Consider the following 16,407-nt stretch of genomic DNA (forward strand, 5'->3'; position numbering starts at 1 on the left):
CGCCGGCCGGTCCACGACGTCGCCGGCCCGTAACCCGACCGGCCCGCTCGGACGACCGCTCGGATGCCGCGCCGACGTGAGCCGGACCGGAAAGCCCGCGAGGAACGCGCCTCGCCCGCGACGCTCCGGCTCCGACACGCGGGACCGGGCCGCCCGCTTCTTCGGTGGAGCCGTGGGGTGCGCGGCGGTCGGCGCACGGCAAGACACGATCCGCGCCGCCCCGATCTCCCGGCCCCCACCGTCCGCCCGCCCACCACCCGTTTCCCCCTCCCGGCCTTGTGCCGACCCGCAGACGCAGGGCGGTGCGGGTGGCCGGCACCACACAGGTGCACCTGCCGCCCACCCTCGCAGGCGCGTCTTGAGCGGACCGGCCCGGGCCGGCCGAGCCGCGCGAGAGCCTGCCGAGCCGGGGCACCCTAGCCTCGGCCGGGCACCCGCGCACGCTGAGCTGAATTCCCTTTTGTCCGATTACTCTGGCTCTGTGGAGTCGTATCCCATGCCTTCGGGCAGCCCTCACGGCGACCGGACGCCGGACGCCCCCGGAGTACGCCCGGAAATCCTCGCCTCCTGGCAGCGCTCGCAGTCCCTGGGCATCGACCGCGAGCGGGTGGCCCTGCCCATCGAGAGAGACCTGGATCCCGACTCCCGGCTGAGCAGGGCCGCCGCGCCGGTGCTGGCCCGCCTGTACGAACGGTTCTCGGGCGTACCGGTGACCCTGACCCTGGCCGACTCACGGGCGAACATCGTGGATCGGTGGGGCGACCCGGCGGGGCTGAAGCTGATGGACGCCGCCTCCTTGGTGCCAGGCGCCAATGTCGACGAGCGGTTCATGGGAACCAGCAGCGTCAGCATGGTGCTGAGCACCAGGGCGCCGTTCGTGGTCGTGGGCCACGAACACTTCCTGCACGACCTCAAGGAACTCACCTGCATGGCCGCACCGGTGCGCGACCCGGTGGGCGGCACCGTGCGGGGCGCGGTCAACCTCTCCGTCCCCCGGGCGCTGGCCGACCCCGGTATGGTGCTGGTCCTGCAGGACGCCACCGAACGCATCGCGGAACGCCTGCTGGAGCTGAGCACGGCTCGCGAGGTCGAGCTCACGCGTTCCTTCCGCCGGGCCATGGAGCGCGGCGGGCACGCCGAGCTGGACCTCGGCTCGGGAGAGCTGTCCCGGCCCGGCGGACCGCCGCCCCGGCTGGCCTCGCAGGAGCGCCTGCTGCTGCTGGAACGTGCCGTCGAGCTGATCTCCTCGCCCGGTGAGGCGTTGGCCGAGGTGCCGCTCGCGGGCAATCGCGTGGCCGTGCTGCGCCGCCGGGAACTGCACCACGGTGACGCGGAGGGCGCGGCGGTCGAGGTCAGCTTCCAGGACGTCAACGGCGCGGGTACGGCAGGTCCGGCCACCGCGACCGCCCGCGACGGCCGTCGTGTCCCGCTCCTGAACCGCCCCGCCGGGACGGCGGAGGCAGAGGTCCGCGGCCACGGCGTGACGGCGGAACCGCACGCCGCCCAGAGCACCGACGCGTGGCTGCTGCTCGTGGGCGAGCCGGGCGTCGGCCGGCTCGCCGCCGAGGCGCGCGGGCGGCTGTCCCTGCTGAACGAGGCGGGCGTGCGCTTCGGCACCGACCTGGACCTGTGGCGCACCGCCGAGCAGCTGACGGAGATCGCCGTGCCGCGCTTCGCCGACCTGGTCGTCGTCGACCTGGCCGAGAGCGTCCTGGCGGGCGACGAGCCGCGGCCCGGACCGCTGCGCCCGGACACCCCCCTGCGCCGGGTGGCCGCCTGGGCCGGTGAGGACGCCCGCGGCACCTCGATCGGCGGCGTGAACGAGCCGGTCGGCTATCCCGCCGGCACGCCCCAGGCCCGCTGTCTGGAGGCCAGGCAGCCGGTCACGGACTCGGTGGTGACCGCCGCCCTGGCCGGGCACCCGGCCGGCCGGACGCACCCCGTCGACGTCCTCGGCGAGGGCGCGCACTCCTACCTGTGCGCTCCGCTGTCCGCGCGGGGCTCCGTCCTCGGCCTGGCGGGCTTCTACCGCCGCGGCAGGGCGAGGCCGTACGAGCAGGACGACCTGACGCTGGCGGGCGAGCTGGCGGCCCGTGCCGCGATCAGCATGGACAACGCCCGCCGCTACCGCCGGGAGCACGACGCCTCCCTCACCCTGCAGCGCAGCCTGCTGCCGCGCACCCTGCCCCGGCTGAGCACCGTCGACCTCGCCTCCCGCTATCTGCCGGCGGACGCCAGGTCGGGGGTGGGCGGGGACTGGTTCGACGTGATTCCGCTGTCCGGTATGCGCGTGGCGCTGGTCGTCGGTGACGTGCCCGGAAACGGGCTGCAGGCGGCAGCGACCATGGGCCGGCTGCGCACGGCGGTACGGACGCTGGCCGGCCTGGACCTGCTGCCCGAGGAGGTGCTGGCCCACCTGGACGACCTGGTCAGCCGCACCCCCGACGAACAGGACCCGGCGACGGGCACGACCTGCCTGTACGCGATCTACGACCCCGTGTCCGGCCGCTGCACGGCCGCACGGGCCGGACATCCGGCGCCCGCTCTGCTGACGCCGGACGGAAAGGCGGAGCTGATCGGCCTCCCGACCGGTCCGCCCCTCGGGCTCGGCGGGATCCAGCCGTACGAGTCCGCCACCGTCGAGCTGCCTGCGGGCAGCCTGCTGACGATGTACACCGACGGCCTGCTCAAGGAGGGCCGCGGCTACCAGGACACCGACGCGCGCACCGGGCAGCTGCTGGCCTCGCTGGACGACGCCGGTCCGGAGCTGGAGGACATCTGCGACCGGGTCGCGGACGCCCTCCTGCCCGGCGGTCCGCACGACGACGTGGCGCTCCTGCTGGCCCGTGTGCACGCGCTGCCCGAGGAGCAGGTGGCGTCCTGGGAGTTCCCGTCCGAGCCGTCGGCGGTGGCCCGGGCCAGGGCGCTGACCCGTGCGCAGCTCGACGCCTGGGGCATGTCGGAGCTGGATTTCAACACCGGGCTGGTGGTCAGCGAGCTGGTGACCAACGCCGTGCGGTACGGCGGCCAGGGTCCGGTGAGTCTGCGGCTGCTGCGCGGCGACTCGCTGATCTGCGAGGTCTCCGACCGCAGCAACACCTCTCCGCGCATCCGGCGCGCGGCCACGACCGAGGAGGGCGGGCGCGGCCTGTTCCTGGTGGCGCAGTTCACCAAGAGCTGGGGCGCCCGCTACATGCCGCAGGGCAAGACGGTGTGGGCCGAGCAGATCCCGCAGCGGGAGCAGTCCGCGCCGGAGGCGGACGAGCAGGCACTGCTGGCCATGTTCGACGACCTCGAGTGACCGCCGGTCCGCACACGACGATCCCGCCGGCCGCGGCCCGGACGACGGTGCCTGCCGCGTCCGGCCCCAGGACGGTGCCTGGTCGTGTCCGGCCGGCCGTGAACGCGGGTTCCGCGACGTCGAGCGGGACCGCGCGCACGTCGATCAGGACTCGCGGGTCATACGGCACCGAGTCGGGGACCGCGCCGAGACGAGGGCCTGCGGATGCGCCCCGGGAAGCGTGGGCCAAAGCGTGCATTCCGCTCCTCACCGGGAGGTCGAACGACGTCAGCGCGGCAGGTCGGCGTGACGTTCGAGGAACGCGGCGACCTCCGCCGGGTCCTCCAGCGGAAGCGGGTAGACCACGAGTCGGTCGACGCCGAGGTCGGCGTACCGCCGGGCGGTGCCGGCGTCCACCGGGGAGAACTGCATGAAGGTGATCTCGAGCCGGCCCAGCCACTCCGGCCGTTCGACCTCGGCGGCCGCCTTCCGCAGCCCGGCGAGGTGCCTGACGAGATCGTCCGGGCCGTCGCCGTTGCCGAACCACCCGTGGCCCCGCGCGACCGCCCGCCGGAAGGCGGCCGGGCTGTGGCCGCCGATCACGATCCGCGGTCCGTTCCCCCCGACGGGCCGCGGGTGTGCGTCGATGCCGTCGAAGGCCACGTACCGGCCCTGATAGGACGGCGCGGGCTGGGTCCACAGGGCCCTCATCGCGTCCAGGTACTCGTCGGTGCGTCGGCCGCGCTGCGTGTACGGCACTCCGACGGCGGTCATCTCCGGTTCCAGGTATCCGGCCCCGACCCCCAGAAGCAGTCGGCCGCCGCTGAGCACGTCGAGGCTCGCGACCTGTTTGGCGAGCACCAGCGGATTGCGCTGCGGCAGGATGACGATCCCGGTGCCGAGCTCCAGCCGTTCCGTGACGGCTGCGACGTAGGCCAGATGCACCAGCGGGTCGAGGATCGGATCCGTCGGCTCCATCGGCGCCTCCGGTACCCGGGGGCTGGGCAGCACGACGTGCTCACCGGCCCACCACGACCGGTACCCCAGCTCCTCCGCCAGCCGGGCCAGCCGGACCGTCTCCGCCGGACCCAGCACGGCCTTGGCATTCAGTCCGTTGACACCCAGCTCCACCGGCGCCCACCTCCATCCGCCCCGGGCGGCGGCAACGCCGGCGCCCTGCTCGCACTCACGCGGTCCATCGTGAGATCACGCGCGCCCGCTGTCCAAGAGCCGCCGTTATAGCCTTCGGCTATGGATGTCCACGTCCGGGACCTGCGCTACTTCGTCGCCGTCGCGGAGGAACTCAGCTTCACCCGAGCCGCGAACGACCGGCTCTTCGTCTCCCAGCCGACGCTGAGCAAGCAGATCCGCCAACTGGAGCTCTCCTTACGGACCGCGCTCTTCGAGCGCGACCGGCGGACGGTCGCCCTGACCGCCGCGGGCAGAGCCCTCCTCCCCCACGCCCGGCGGCTGATCGACCAGTGGGAGGGAGCGCAGCGTGCGGTCGCCGACGCCGTGGCGGTCCAGGACACGACCCTCACGGTCGGTTTCCAGACGAGCATCGGTCGCGGGCTCATCCCGGCCGTCACCGCCACGATGGGGAAACTGCTTCCCGGTTGGCGACTGCGGTTCCGTCAGATCAGCTGGGCCGACCCGACGGTGGGCCTCGCCGGCAGCGACGTCGACGTCGCCATCGCCTGGCTGCCCCTCCCGGCGAACGGCGACTTCTCGCAGAAGGTGATCACCAGGGAAGACCGCTGGGTCGCTCTTCCGGCCGCTCACCCTCTGGCCGACCGCCCGGTCGTCCCCTTCGAGGACCTCGTCGACGAGCCTTTCATCGCCCTTCCGGCGACGGCCGGTGCGCTCCGTGACTTCTGGCTCGGCAACGATCACCGCAGGACACCGGCACGCATCGCCGCGACGGCCGAAACCGCCGACGAGGCCTTCGAAGCGGTCGCGTCAGGACTCGGGGTGGTCCTGCTCTCCGCGGGCAACGCCGAGATCTACCAGCGGGAAACCGTCGTCTGCCGGCCCGTCACCGGCCTCTCCCCCAGCGAACTCGCCGTCGTCCGGCGCACAAGGGACCACCGCGAGGCCGTACGCGTCTTCGTCGACGCCTGCTGCCTCTGCACGGCGGCCCGCTCGTAGAAGCGGACCGCCGGCAAGTCCCGTCTCCGGCAAGGCGCCCCGTGGCGAGACGGCCGGGGCCTCCGACGACGGGCCACCCCCCTGTGCCGGGCAAGCCCGGGCGGGCCGGGGTACGGCCGCGTCGCCGTTCGAGCGGACGGATAAGGTGGCGCCGTCGACGAAGATCACGGAAGGACGACACACATGGCGGACATCATGGAGACGGCGGCGCGGAAGGTCTTCGAACGGTACGACCTGGACGGCGACGGCCTGGTCACCGCGGACGAGTACCGGAAAGTCGTGGCCGAGCTGGAAGGCACCGAGATCACCGAGTCACAGGCCCGGGAACTGATCGACGCACTCGACACCGACGGTGACCGCCAGATGTCCTTCCAGGAGTTCTGGGCAGCCATGAACCGCTGACACCGCACATCCGGAACCCGGAACCCGTGCGGCCGGTGGCGGGATCACCGGCAGGTGATCGACGACATCCTGCACCGAGTCGGCCCGCCACCGCCGCGCCCCTGGTCATCCGGCTCCGCGCCCGACAGGCCGGGGCGAGTCCTGGGCGACGCCTTCGGCTGCCGGGACGACACGGGACCGTTCGAGGCCGACGGCGGCGGCGGCGACGGCTGACGCTTCAGCGTTCCGCTCGAGCGGCTCCGGCGTCGTGTTCCTCCCGTGCCGGTCCGGTCCGACGGCCGCCACGCCGTCCCGCCGCCACCGCGCCGAGCAGCGCGCCGACCGCGATGACGACGAGGCCGCGCAGCCACACCCGGCCCTCGATCTGCGTGGCGAGCAGGACGCACGAGGCCGCGCCCAGCACCGGCAGCACGGTCGGGGCCTTGAAGTGCCGTTCCTCGCCCGGGTCGCGGCGCAGGACCAGCACGGCGACGTTCATCATGAGGAACACCACGAGCAGCAGCAGGACCAGGGTGGACGCCAGGGTGGCGGTGCTTCCGGTCAACGCGAGGGCCATGGCCGGCACGGTGGTGGCGGCGATGGCGGCCCACGGGGTGCGACGGCCCGGCAGCACCTTGGCCAGGGGCGAGGGGAGCAGGCCGTCGCGGGCCATGCCGAAGGCGAGCCGGGAGGCCATGATGCCGGTGAGCAGGGCGCCGTTGGCGACGGCGACGAGCGCGATGGCGCTGAAGAGCAGCGGGGGCACTCCGCCCGCTTCCTCGACGACCTCCAGGAGCGGACCGCTGGACGCGACGAGCCGGTCCGTCGGCACGGCCGCCGAGGCGGCGGCCCCCACCAGCAGGTAGACGGCACCGGCGGTGGCCAGCGCACCGAACAGGGCGCGGGGATAGGAGCGGCGCGGGTCGCGGGTCTCCTCGGCGACGTTCACGGACGTCTCGAACCCGACGAAGGAGTAGTAGGCGAGGACGGAGCCGCTCAGGACGGCGGCCGCCGCCCCTGTGTCCGCGGTACCGAGCCGGGTGAGCCGCCCCACGTCGCCGTCGCCGCGCAGCAGCACCCACGCGCCCAGGACGACGACGATCAGCAGCCCGCCGACCTCGACGACGGTGGCGACGAGGTTCGCGCGCATCGACTCCCGGATGCCGCGCAGGTTGAGCAGGGCCAGCAGGAGGAGGAACCCTACGGCGACCAGGCCCACGGGCAGGGTCACGAAGGCCGACAGGTAGTCGCCGCCGAAACCCCGGGCCAGGGCGGCGACGGAGACGATGCCGGCGGCGAGCATGCAGAACCCCGCGAGGAAACCGGCGAACGGGCCGAACGCCCGCGTGGCGTAGTGGGCGGACCCGCCGGCCCGCGGGTACTTCGTGGCCAGCTCCGCGTAGGAGGCCGCGGTCAGCATCGCCAGCAGCAGGGCGACGGTCAGCGGGACCCACACCGCTCCGCCCGCCTCCGCGGCGACCTGACCGACCAGGACGTAGACTCCGGCGCCCAGGACGTCCCCGAGGATGAAGAAGTACAGCAAGGGGGTGGTCAGGGCCTTCTTGAGCGCCGGGCCGCCCGGGGCGGCCGTCGGCTGCTGCTCTCTCACAGTCGGCATGCCCCCTCGTGTCCCCCCGGACACACGAGTCACGCATAGGCCCCGGTCAGAAGCAGCGACGGCAGCGGCAGCGGTGGCTGATGACGGGCAGCAGGCCCACGACGCTCCCGGGGCCGCGACGAGCCCTCCCCTACCGCCCGCGCCACGGCTGGAGCACCCTGGGTGCCGACCGGATATCCATGTGGAGGGGGACGGAACGTGAACTGCCCGAACTGTGGAGGCCAGGCCCAGCAGGGCCCGGACGGATCGTGGTCGTGCCCGCAATGCGGGCCGGTTTCGCGGTACTGCCCGGACCCGCGGGTAGGGTCGGGGCCGTGACGAGCGACGGATATCCCACAGCGGCCGAGGTCTCCCGGGCGGCGGAGTTCCTGGCATCGCAGCACATCACGACGACGGGCTGCCGACGGTGCGGAACAGAGATCTCCGGAGTGAACGGCCGGTATGCCTGCGGCGTCTGCGGGTGGACGAACCACTGGTCGGAGGGGCACAGCGACCTGCCGACCGCCGAGGACGACGACGTGGACGTGTGACGCGTCATCCCGGGGCACGGAAGTCGGCCCGGCGGCCGAGGGCGAAGGGCCGTCGACCGGCCACGGGCGATGACGCGGTGACCAGGACGAGGCAGCCGGGTCCACGTCGCCGTGGTCCTTCGCCCCGGCCCGCGGCGCGCCTTCGGACGTCCGGCCAGTACGGACCTCCAGCCGAAGCGCGTCACGAACGACACCACTTCCGGGTGAGAACCCACGACGCGGCCGGGCGGCGGCTCGGGGCGGGTGTCCACGCGTGATGTCCGCGCCGCCGATCGACCCGCGGGTCCTCCGCGCGGTGCGGTCCCGGACAGCTCCACCACGCCCGGAGGTCTTCCCCATGACCAAGCCCGGCCGGTGTCGGCGACGGGCGTGATCATCCCACCTGCCTCCGGCCGACCGCGGCCTCGATGTGGGCGAGTCGGGCGGCGAGGATCTCCTCGAACGCGGCGCGGCGGTCCGCCCCGAGAGGGCGGACGTCGTGGGCGAAGCGGGACAGGGCCGGGAAGCGTCCGGATCACCCGGAACGTCATCGAGCGCGCCGGCCTCCGGGACACCGGGCTCCCCACCGGGCCGTACGTCGACGGGCCGCACTCGCGGCTGTACGAGGCGTGGTTCGGCGTGATCGACCCGCCGCGCGACTGCAGCGTCTACGACATGTCCTGGGTGGGACCGTCGGCCTCGCTGATATCGACCGTCACGGACCTCAACCGCTTCTTCCGCTTGCCACCGGCCGGGAAGGTCGTCAGCCCGTCGTCGCTGGCGCAGATGCAGCGCACCGTCCCGGTCGTCCCCCAGGAGGGGAAGACGATCGACTACGGCCTCGGCCTGCACCCGATGGAGGGTCCCGGCCGGGGCACGTTCCGGGGTCACGGCGGCACGGTCTGGAGCGGTGGAGCGCTGGCCATGACCCGTCCCGACGGCCGGCGGCAGATGTCCGTCGCGCCGAACCTGCAGAGGTGGAACAGGCTCGACTCCTCCGACAGGCCACAGTCCCATCCCCTCGACGACGCGCTGGTGGCCCTGTACCGGGTGGCGATGTACGGCTGACCGGGCAGGACGGACGCGGCCGACCGAGGCGCTGCCCGATCGGCGGTCCCGGGCCGGCCCGAAGGCGCGAGCATGTCCGGTCAGGGCGTCGGAACGGCCGCTCCGATCGTCCCCGGCCTGGCCGGGACGCCGGCCTGGGTGCCGGTGCCTTCGCTCAAGCTGCGGCGGCAGCAGTGGGTCCATGCGCTGCACAGCCCGTCAGTGACGAGATCCTCGGACACTCCGCACGCCCTGCCGGCGAAGGTCACCGACCACCAACCGACACTCCGGGCTGATCCGGAACGATCAGTTGGTCTCCACGGACTTCCTTGATCGGGTGGATACGGAAGGTGCCGAGAGAGGCCGTGATGACGTTCAGCGGAGGCATACGGAGAAGACCGGCCGTCGGCACCATCCACCCCGGGAAGATCGCAGCAGACGACGACCGTCGTCGAACTGGACCCGAAGGCGTGCGCGTCCGGCCCGAAGGCGGTCAAGGTGCCGGCCGACTCCTGCGAGCCGGCGGATTTCCCCTGGACCACGTCAGCGGCGTCCGCGAGCCGGGAGCCGGCCGGCGCCGGCGTCCGCGCCTGGGGCGATGTCACCTTCACCGCGGGCGGGAAGACCGTCCAGGAAACAGTGCTGGCCCCGTCCTCCGAAGAGCCGGACTCGGTCGCGGCCGCCTACCGGGACCACCTGCGGGGCTGCAAGGCACACGTCGTCGGCGGCCACGACGGGGGGTCCGACCGGTTCCTCGTCGCCGACGCGACCGACCGGCTCCTGGTGAGCCTCGACGACGGCATCGTCATCGCCCTGCGAGCCGAACGCTCCCAGTGGAAGGACGACCGGTTGGCCGAGTTGATGGACGCGGCGGAGTCGCGGAGCGAGAAGTTCGCGCAATGAGCGGTTTCAGCGCTGCCGCCCGCCGCCGCGGTGGGGCCTGAGCTGCCCCGCCTCGCGTGCGGCACGGTGCGGATTCGCCGTGCACCGGCCGGAGCACCGCGAGGTCCTGGGCGTACGTCATGAGTTCGCCGAGCAGGCGGCGGCCGGTGTCCACGGTGGTCACCGGGGAGAAGCCGAGAGGGAGCCGGCCGCCCCGATCCGCCGGGCCGGACTTCCGCCCAGGCATGTCTGCCGGTGTCGGCACGGGACGGCGGGGCGGCCCGGCGGCGTGGCCGGAAGGCCCCACCGCGGCTCTTCGGCCCAGTTGATCGCGGGCCCGGCACAGAGGCCTCGCCCTCCGGCAACCCAGCCGTGACCCGCATCACATCGCTCCCATGTCACGGACCGGCCCGCACCTTCCATCCCCTGGTCGTCCACAGCGACCGGAGGAAGGCAAAGCGATGAACGCACAGCAGGAAGCCGGCACGACGACCACCGTCCACCGCGTCCTGATCCTGGGCGCGGGTTACGCGGGCATGTCCGCGGCCATGCAGCTCGCACCCCGGGTCAAGCGGTGCGAGAACGTGCAGGTGACCCTGGTGAACGCGCAGGAGCGGTTCACCGAGCGGCTGCGGCTGCACATGACAGCCACCGGGCAGCGGCTCGCCGAGCTGAGCGTTCCGGAACTGCTGGAGGGGACGGGCGCACAGTTCGTCCGCGGCTGGGTGACGGCGGTGGACGCGGACGCACGGGCGGTACGGATCGACGACGACCGGGTCCTGCACTACGACACGCTGGTGTACGGGTTGGGCGGTGTGGTGGACACGCGTGCGGTGCCGGGCGTCGACGACCACGCGTACACTCTCGACGGCCCTCAGGACGCCGAAGCGCTGGCCGACCGGCTGGCGCGGCTCGGCAGCGGCACGGTGGTGGTCGTAGGCAGCGGCCTGACCGGCGTCGAGTCGGCCGCGGAGATCGCCGAGCGGCACCCGGAGCTGAACGTCGTCCTGCTGGGCCGGGACGCACCCGGTGCGGCCATGAACCCGAAAGCCGGGGCGTACCTGCGGTCGGCGCTCGACCGCCTCGGCGTCCGGGTGCGCAGTGGCGTCGAGGCGGTGAAGGTGCTGCCCGGCTCGGTGGAACTGGCGGGCGGGGAGAGCGTCGCCGCCGACGCCGTCCTGTGGACGAGTGGTACGCGGGTCTCGGCGCTGGCAGCCGCTGCCGGACTGGCCGTCGACGAGCGCGGCCGCATCGTCACCGACACCGCGCTGCGTTCGGTGTCGCACCCCGATGTGTACGCCGTCGGTGACGCCGCGGCGATCCGCCAGCGCTACGGCGTCATGCACGGCACCTGCCAGGGCGGGATGCCGACCGGCGTGCACGCCGCGGTGTCGATCGTCCGCGCGCTGAAAGGCAAGCGGCCCAAGCCGTTCCGCTTCGGCTACTACCACACGCCGGTGAGCCTGGGTCGGCGCGACGCGGTCGTGCAGTTCACCCGCCCCGACAACAGTCCGCGGCGAATTCATCTGACCGGCCGGACGGCGGCCCGGTACAAAGAGGTGGTGACTGCCTCGCCCTGGCCGACCTTCGGCCGTATGAAGAAGATGCCCGCCTCGGGCGCGTTCTGGCCGCGCGGCGGTCGCTTCACCCGCCTCACCGAGGGTGCCGAGTGAGCGCCGGCCGGCAGGTCTTTCACGACAACCGCGGGCTGCTGTTCTCCGTGGCCTACCGCGTCCTCGGCTCCGCGGCCGACGCCGAGGACGCGGTGCAGGACGCCTGGATCAAGTGGTCGTCCGCCGACCGGTCGCAAGTCGCCGACCCCAAGGCGTACTTGACACGGATCGTGACCAACCTGGCGTTGGAACGCCTGCGTTCCACCCGGCACAAGCGCGAGACCTATGTCGGCCCGTGGCTGCCCGAGCCCATCCTCACCAGCGCCGACACCGCCGACGCCGTCACGGACAGCGAGTCGGTGTCGATGGCCATGCTGGTGGTGCTGGAGACGCTCAGCCCGCTGGAGCGCGCGGTCTTCGTGCTGAAGGAGGTCTTCGGCTTCAGCCACGCCGAGATCGGCGAGGCGGTGGACCGGTCCGAGGCGGCGGTACGACAGGCCGCGCACCGTGCGCGTGAGCACGTACGGGCCCGCAGACCCCGGTTCACCGCCGACCGTTCTCAGCAGCGCGAGGTCACAGAGCGGTTCCTCGCCGCCGCGACCGGTGGTGACATCAACACCCTGATGGAGCTGTTGTCCCCGGACGTCACCCTGTGGACCGACGGCGGCGGCAAGGTCCGTCAGGCGCTCAAGCCGGTCGTGGGAGCACAGACGGTGGCCTCGTGGTTCGCGGCCATCGGCACGGTCACCTACCAGGGCGTCCAGCCTGCCGACATGCGCGCCGAGCTCGTCGAGATCAACGGCGGCCCGGGCATGGTGTTCAGCGCCCCGGACCAGGTGATCGCCACCGTCACCTTCGACTTCGACGCCGACGGTCGAATCACCGCCATCCACAACGTCGCCAACCCCGACAAACTCCAGGCCGTCACGGACGGCACCGCCCACGACATCGGGACGCGGTGACCACGGGCGGACACCGCCCTCGGACGGCGACCGGAGGCCGGACCGGAAGGGTCCGCTCACCCCTTGGCCTGCCCCGGTCGCGGTCGCCGGGAGACCGCGCAGACCCGCCTCACCGACAACAGCCGGCTCACGGGGTGCAGGGCCGCACGGATCCGCCGGTCCGGGGGCAGGCCGGGCGCGTCCGGCAGGTGATCGGTCCGGGTCAGCGAGCGAAACCCGAGCCGAGGGAGGAGCCGTTCCCGGCCGTGCCGAGGGTTCCCGCGCCGAAGCTGACCGAGCCGGTGGCGGTGGGGGTGTTCACCGGGTCGGGAAACGCCCGGACTCCCCCGTCGCGGTTCTCGCCGGTGGCGCCGGCGAACAGCTCGGCCCGGCCGTCGCCGTTGACGTCGAGCAGCTTGGTGTCGGCGCCGAAGAAGTCGTTCTGCTCCGCCGTGCCCGGGACGGTCCTGGTGTTCTGGCTCAGGCTGCAGGCACCGGCGCCGGTCGGCCCCGAGGCGCCGCCGCGCAGGACGGTGACCTGGCCGGCCGCGTACACGTTCCCGAGGTCGACAGCGGCACCATCTGGGCCCTCCGCCAGGTCACCACCGACCCGGTGCCTCTCCGAACGATCCGTGACAGGCGTCGCCCTTCGGCATCACCGACCTCTCGCACCCGCACCCGTGCGGCCATACCGGCCAGCGTCCACCGCCGGGGCCTGAGCCGGTCGGCACCCGGCCGGACGCCGACAGCCGGGTATGCGACAGTACCGTCATGCTGATCGTGATGGCCGGCCTGCCCGCAGCGGGAAAGAGCTCGGTCGCCGAGGGACTGGGACGGGCGCTGCCTGCTGCGGTGGTGTCGGTCGACCCTGTCGAGGCGGCGATGTGGCGTGCCGGCGTGGACCGCGGTCAGCCAACGGGCCTGGCGGCCTACCTCGTTGCCGAGGCAGTGGCCGACGGTGTGCTGGCGCTGGGCCAGAGCGCGATCATCGACGCGGTCAACGCGGTGGAGGCAGCTCGCCGGCAGTGGCGGACACTGGCCGCCCGCCACCAGGTGCCCGTGGCGTTCATCGAGGTGGTGTGCTCAGACGTGCGGGTGCATCGGCAGCGATGGGAGCGCCGGTCCCGGGGCATCGAGGGCTTCGAGGAGCCGACCTGGGGAGCAGTTCAGGAGCGACGGGCCGAGTACGAGCCCTGGACCGATCACCGGCTGGTGCTCGATTCGATCGCGGACCTGGCCTCGAACGTGGCGAAGGCCCAAGAGTATTCGGCCATAGCGGCACAGCCCCCACAGGCCGCCCCCTGAGAAGGCACAACCGCACGCCCTGCCGCAAGGCGGAGCGAGTGCGACCGTCACACAGGGCGAACGTGGCTTCATGCGGCACTAGACGGTCGAAAGGACCGTGTTCTGACCGGCGGGCTGCCGACGACTGCACCACCACTACGAGCGGAAGTCGGAGTACTTCCTCGCCTTCGCCGGTATGACCGCGGCCCCCCAGGACGGTCGGGACCGCGCATCCCCGCTCAGCCGGAAGCGTGCGCACCTCGCCGATCGCGCGGGTGGTGGCGGGGCGGCCGACGCCGAACGGCAGTCCCGGCACCGAGTGCGGCAGGTCGTGCCGCGGACGGATCAGCGCGGCCGCCGGCCGGTCCACGAACACCAGCTGGTGGCGGGCACCGGTTCCCTCAGCCCGCTTCCTGGCCCCGTCTCGCACAGCATGGCGGCGCCCCTCGGGACTGGCCTGCCACGACACGGCCGACTCCTGGACCAGGCCGGCGAGATGACGCCGAGAGGCCCTGTGAACAGCCGATGCGGCAGGACCACCCGATTGACCGTGATCGCCACGCCCGGTCGTGCCACCCGCCTGGACGACGCCTCAGCCGCTGTCACGCACCGACTCGTCGATGGAGTCGGCGACATGGACCGTGTCGATGCCCTGGTCCAGGAAAGCGGCCAGCGTCTGGCCCTCCGCCTCCAGGTCTCGCCCCTCGGACCGGGTGAGGTTGCGCAGCGGGCTGATGATGAGGCGGCGGCCGCTGGTGGTCCAGGTGGCGGCGACGCGGCCGTCGACGAGGACGGCGCGTTGCCCGGCGACGGAGAGGCCGAGGTGTGCATCGTCGACGATGCGGCTGCGGTCCTGGTAGCCGAGGATCGCGTTGTCGAAGGCGGGCAGGAAGCGGACCGGTGCGGGGGTGTCGGGGTGCGGGCGGGGCGCGCCGGGCAGGTCGAGGAGTTGGCGGCCGTTTTCGTCGCGGAAGGTGATGAGGTCGCCGCGGAGGGCCTTGACGGCGGCGGGCAGTCCGGCCAGGCCGCTCCAGGCGCGGATGTCCGCGGTGGTGGCAGGGCCGTAGGCGGCCAGGTAGCGCAGGACGAGTTGCTGTCCGATCGGATCGTCCGGATCCGGGGGCAGAGGCGTGACGGGCTGGTGCAGCCAGGTGGACAGGGGGAGGTTGCGGACGCCCGCGGTGCTCTTCCACGTTCCTCTGGGGGGCAGTTGGACCATGGGGATGAGCGCGGCGACGAGAAGCTCGCCCAGCACCCGGCGGGGCGGCGTGGGCCAGCGGTCACGGAGAGCGGCGACGAGTTCGCCCATGGAGCGTGGCTGGTCGTCGGCCATCACGGCCCGGCCCGCCGCGCCCAGTTCGTCCAGGTCGATGCCCGCGAGTTCGCGGCGGTAGGTGGACAGGACCCGTTGGCGCAGCATGGCGTCATGGCGGGCGCGCCAGGCGACCGCGTCGGTGGCGGTGACGAGGTGGACGGTGCGGCGCATGAGATGGGTGCGCACGACCTGGCGGCCGGTGACCAGGTCGTCCAGGTCGGCAGGGGCGAACGCCCGGACGCGCGACCACACGCCGGTGAACGGTTCCTGCGGGGCCTGGGCCTGCAGTCCGGCCAGGTGGAACACGGCGTCGAGGGGGGTGCGGTCCTCACGTTCGAGGAGGTACTGGCGGGCGAGGGTGGCCCGGTTGAGGGCGCGCTGGGTCAGGACGTTCACGGTCTCAGGCTGCGACACGCTCGGAGCTGGGGCGGCACAGTGAGCCCTCGATCGCTTTCATGATCCAGCGGCGTGAGCCGCCCCTGCGGCCGGGTCCCTCACCCATGGGGCCGTTGAACTCGGTCGCCAGGACGACGTCGTCGCGGCGGCCCGTGAGCGCACGGCCGACGATCTGCTCGGTCTCGCCGTATCCGTGGGCGTCGGCCGTGTCGATGAAGTTGATGCCGCCGTCCAGGGCCCGGTGCGCGATGCGGGTGCACGCGCCGTGATCCGGGTTTCCGTCCGGGCCGGACATCATGGTGCCCGGGCAGCAGGCACTGACTTCGATGCCGGTCCGGCCGAACTGACGCATGCGCATTGCAAGATCCTCTTCCCGTGGGTGCCGACTGCCGTCGGCGTGCAGATGCCGAGAACGAGCGGGGCGGGCGACCGTTGCGGGGCGCCCGCCCCGGGACGGGTCAGCCGTTGTAGGGGGCCGTGACGTCGAGGACCCAGGTCACGCCGAAACGGTCGGTGAGCATGCCGTACAGCGGAGCCCACGCCGCCGGCTCCAGCGGGCGCAGCACGTTCGAGCCGGCGGCCAGACGCTGCCACAGGGCGCTGATCTCCTCGGTGTCCTCGCCGCGCACGGACACGAAGAACGGGTTGGCGCCCTGCTCGTACGGCATCGCCGAGGGCACGTCGTAAGCCATGACGTGGAAGCCGTTGTCGGCGACGACCTGACCCCACATCACCCAGTCCGCCTCGCTCTCGTCCTGGACGTCGCCGGCGTCCTTGTAGGTCACCACGACGGTGTGCCCGCCGAAGACGGACCGGTAGAAGTCCAGCGCCTCGCGGGCCGAGCCGCGGAAGTTCAGATGCGTGGTGGTGGTGAGGGACATGGTCTGCTCCTGCCTAGGAATACACCGGATGAGTCATATGCGAGCGAAAGGCGAAATGCCCCGCTCTGGAATCCGTGATGCAGCATGGCATCCGTACAGGACAGGGTGTGTC

At 72.7% G+C, this 16,407-nt stretch carries 15 protein-coding genes and 3 pseudogenes; 10 read left to right on the forward strand and 8 right to left on the reverse strand.

Features of this window, described 5'->3' with window-relative positions:
* The first annotated feature begins 496 nt into the window (after positions 1–496).
* The gene (locus ACIF8T_RS22950) at positions 497–3,301 is read left to right on the forward strand and encodes a SpoIIE family protein phosphatase (protein ID WP_400037863.1); all 2,805 of its coding nucleotides are present in this window, start codon (positions 497–499) and stop codon (positions 3,299–3,301) included.
* Between the two features lie 267 nt (positions 3,302–3,568).
* Here ACIF8T_RS22950 and ACIF8T_RS22955 read toward each other — a convergent pair whose 3' ends face one another.
* A complete protein-coding gene (locus tag ACIF8T_RS22955; RefSeq protein ID WP_400037865.1) occupies positions 3,569–4,411 on the reverse strand; it encodes an LLM class F420-dependent oxidoreductase in 843 nt (280 codons plus the stop codon).
* A 120-nt stretch (positions 4,412–4,531) separates the two neighbouring features.
* On the opposite strand from ACIF8T_RS22955, the gene ACIF8T_RS22960 reads away from it, so the two are divergent.
* The 3 genes from ACIF8T_RS22960 (at position 4,532) to ACIF8T_RS22970 (ending at position 6,043) form a co-directional block, all read left to right on the forward strand.
* The gene (locus ACIF8T_RS22960) at positions 4,532–5,428 is read left to right on the forward strand and encodes a LysR family transcriptional regulator (RefSeq protein WP_400037867.1); all 897 of its coding nucleotides are present in this window, start codon (positions 4,532–4,534) and stop codon (positions 5,426–5,428) included.
* A 183-nt stretch (positions 5,429–5,611) separates the two neighbouring features.
* Positions 5,612–5,830: an EF-hand domain-containing protein gene (locus ACIF8T_RS22965; protein ID WP_400037869.1), complete on the forward strand. Its 219-nt coding sequence runs from the start codon at positions 5,612–5,614 to the stop codon at positions 5,828–5,830.
* Between the two features lie 54 nt (positions 5,831–5,884).
* Positions 5,885–6,043, forward strand: a complete 159-nt coding sequence (locus tag ACIF8T_RS22970) for a hypothetical protein (protein WP_400037871.1) — start codon at positions 5,885–5,887, stop codon at positions 6,041–6,043.
* Positions 6,044–6,047: 4 nt separating this feature from the next.
* Here the strand turns inward: ACIF8T_RS22970 and ACIF8T_RS22975 are convergent, their stop codons facing one another.
* Complete coding sequence (locus tag ACIF8T_RS22975) at positions 6,048–7,427, reverse strand: APC family permease (protein WP_400037873.1); 1,380 nt, start codon at positions 7,425–7,427, stop codon at positions 6,048–6,050.
* Positions 7,428–7,741: 314 nt separating this feature from the next.
* On the opposite strand from ACIF8T_RS22975, the gene ACIF8T_RS22980 reads away from it, so the two are divergent.
* Positions 7,742–7,957: a hypothetical protein gene (locus ACIF8T_RS22980; RefSeq protein ID WP_400037875.1), complete on the forward strand. Its 216-nt coding sequence runs from the start codon at positions 7,742–7,744 to the stop codon at positions 7,955–7,957.
* 373 nt (positions 7,958–8,330) lie between these two features.
* Here the strand turns inward: ACIF8T_RS22980 and ACIF8T_RS22985 are convergent.
* Positions 8,331–8,465, reverse strand: a pseudogene (locus ACIF8T_RS22985) (TetR/AcrR family transcriptional regulator); the annotation flags it as partial.
* Between the two features lie 5 nt (positions 8,466–8,470).
* Here ACIF8T_RS22985 and ACIF8T_RS22990 point away from each other — a divergent pair.
* The 4 genes and pseudogenes from ACIF8T_RS22990 to ACIF8T_RS23005 form a co-directional block, all read left to right on the forward strand.
* Positions 8,471–9,004: pseudogene (locus ACIF8T_RS22990) on the forward strand (serine hydrolase domain-containing protein); the annotation flags it as partial.
* A 477-nt stretch (positions 9,005–9,481) separates the two neighbouring features.
* On the forward strand, positions 9,482–9,886 hold the full coding sequence (locus tag ACIF8T_RS22995) for a hypothetical protein (protein ID WP_400037877.1): 405 nt from the start codon (positions 9,482–9,484) through the stop codon (positions 9,884–9,886).
* 440 nt (positions 9,887–10,326) lie between these two features.
* Positions 10,327–11,538, forward strand: coding sequence for an NAD(P)/FAD-dependent oxidoreductase (locus ACIF8T_RS23000; protein WP_400037879.1), 1,212 nt, complete (start codon positions 10,327–10,329; stop codon positions 11,536–11,538).
* A complete protein-coding gene (locus ACIF8T_RS23005) occupies positions 11,535–12,440 on the forward strand; it encodes an RNA polymerase sigma-70 factor (protein ID WP_400037881.1) in 906 nt (301 codons plus the stop codon). The genes ACIF8T_RS23000 and ACIF8T_RS23005 overlap by 4 nt, the downstream gene beginning before the upstream one ends.
* 202 nt (positions 12,441–12,642) lie before the next feature.
* Here ACIF8T_RS23005 and ACIF8T_RS23010 read toward each other — a convergent pair whose 3' ends face one another.
* Entirely contained in the window at positions 12,643–12,975 is a 333-nt protein-coding gene (locus ACIF8T_RS23010; protein WP_400037882.1) for a hypothetical protein, read from the reverse strand.
* Positions 12,976–12,985: 10 nt separating this feature from the next.
* Positions 12,986–13,109, reverse strand: a pseudogene (locus tag ACIF8T_RS23015) (IS630 family transposase); the annotation flags it as partial.
* 81 nt (positions 13,110–13,190) lie between these two features.
* On the opposite strand from ACIF8T_RS23015, the gene ACIF8T_RS23020 reads away from it, so the two are divergent.
* The gene (locus ACIF8T_RS23020) at positions 13,191–13,724 is read left to right on the forward strand and encodes an AAA family ATPase (RefSeq protein WP_400037884.1); all 534 of its coding nucleotides are present in this window, start codon (positions 13,191–13,193) and stop codon (positions 13,722–13,724) included.
* A gap of 571 nt (positions 13,725–14,295) precedes the next feature.
* Here the strand turns inward: ACIF8T_RS23020 and ACIF8T_RS23025 are convergent.
* From ACIF8T_RS23025 to ACIF8T_RS23035, 3 genes are all read right to left on the reverse strand, one after another.
* Positions 14,296–15,414 carry a winged helix DNA-binding domain-containing protein gene (locus tag ACIF8T_RS23025; RefSeq protein WP_400037886.1) on the reverse strand — a complete coding sequence of 373 codons (1,119 nt, stop codon included), beginning with the start codon at positions 15,412–15,414 and terminating at the stop codon, positions 14,296–14,298.
* 4 nt (positions 15,415–15,418) lie between these two features.
* Complete coding sequence (locus ACIF8T_RS23030; protein WP_400037888.1) at positions 15,419–15,772, reverse strand: aldo/keto reductase; 354 nt, start codon at positions 15,770–15,772, stop codon at positions 15,419–15,421.
* Between the two features lie 100 nt (positions 15,773–15,872).
* Positions 15,873–16,295, reverse strand: a complete 423-nt coding sequence (locus tag ACIF8T_RS23035; protein ID WP_400037890.1) for a VOC family protein — start codon at positions 16,293–16,295, stop codon at positions 15,873–15,875.
* Positions 16,296–16,407 lie beyond the last annotated feature (112 nt).

It is taken from the genome of Streptomyces sp. NPDC085946 (genome assembly GCF_044540485.1).
In the GTDB taxonomy this organism is placed as follows: domain Bacteria; phylum Actinomycetota; class Actinomycetes; order Streptomycetales; family Streptomycetaceae; genus Streptomyces.

What these genes read in the sequence shown, in the direction of transcription:
- ACIF8T_RS23020 (WP_400037884.1), top strand. Translation starts at nt 13,191, where the DNA reads ATGCTGATCGTGATGGCCGGCCTGCCCGCAGCGGGAAAGAGCTCGGTC.
- ACIF8T_RS22960 (WP_400037867.1), top strand. Translation starts at nt 4,532, where the DNA reads ATGGATGTCCACGTCCGGGACCTGCGCTACTTCGTCGCCGTCGCGGAG.
- ACIF8T_RS23030 (WP_400037888.1), bottom strand. Translation starts at nt 15,772, where the DNA reads ATGCGCATGCGTCAGTTCGGCCGGACCGGCATCGAAGTCAGTGCCTGC.
- ACIF8T_RS22950 (WP_400037863.1), top strand. Translation starts at nt 497, where the DNA reads ATGCCTTCGGGCAGCCCTCACGGCGACCGGACGCCGGACGCCCCCGGA.
- ACIF8T_RS23000 (WP_400037879.1), top strand. Translation starts at nt 10,327, where the DNA reads ATGAACGCACAGCAGGAAGCCGGCACGACGACCACCGTCCACCGCGTC.
- ACIF8T_RS23035 (WP_400037890.1), bottom strand. Translation starts at nt 16,295, where the DNA reads ATGTCCCTCACCACCACCACGCATCTGAACTTCCGCGGCTCGGCCCGC.
- ACIF8T_RS22965 (WP_400037869.1), top strand. Translation starts at nt 5,612, where the DNA reads ATGGCGGACATCATGGAGACGGCGGCGCGGAAGGTCTTCGAACGGTAC.
- ACIF8T_RS22975 (WP_400037873.1), bottom strand. Translation starts at nt 7,427, where the DNA reads ATGCCGACTGTGAGAGAGCAGCAGCCGACGGCCGCCCCGGGCGGCCCG.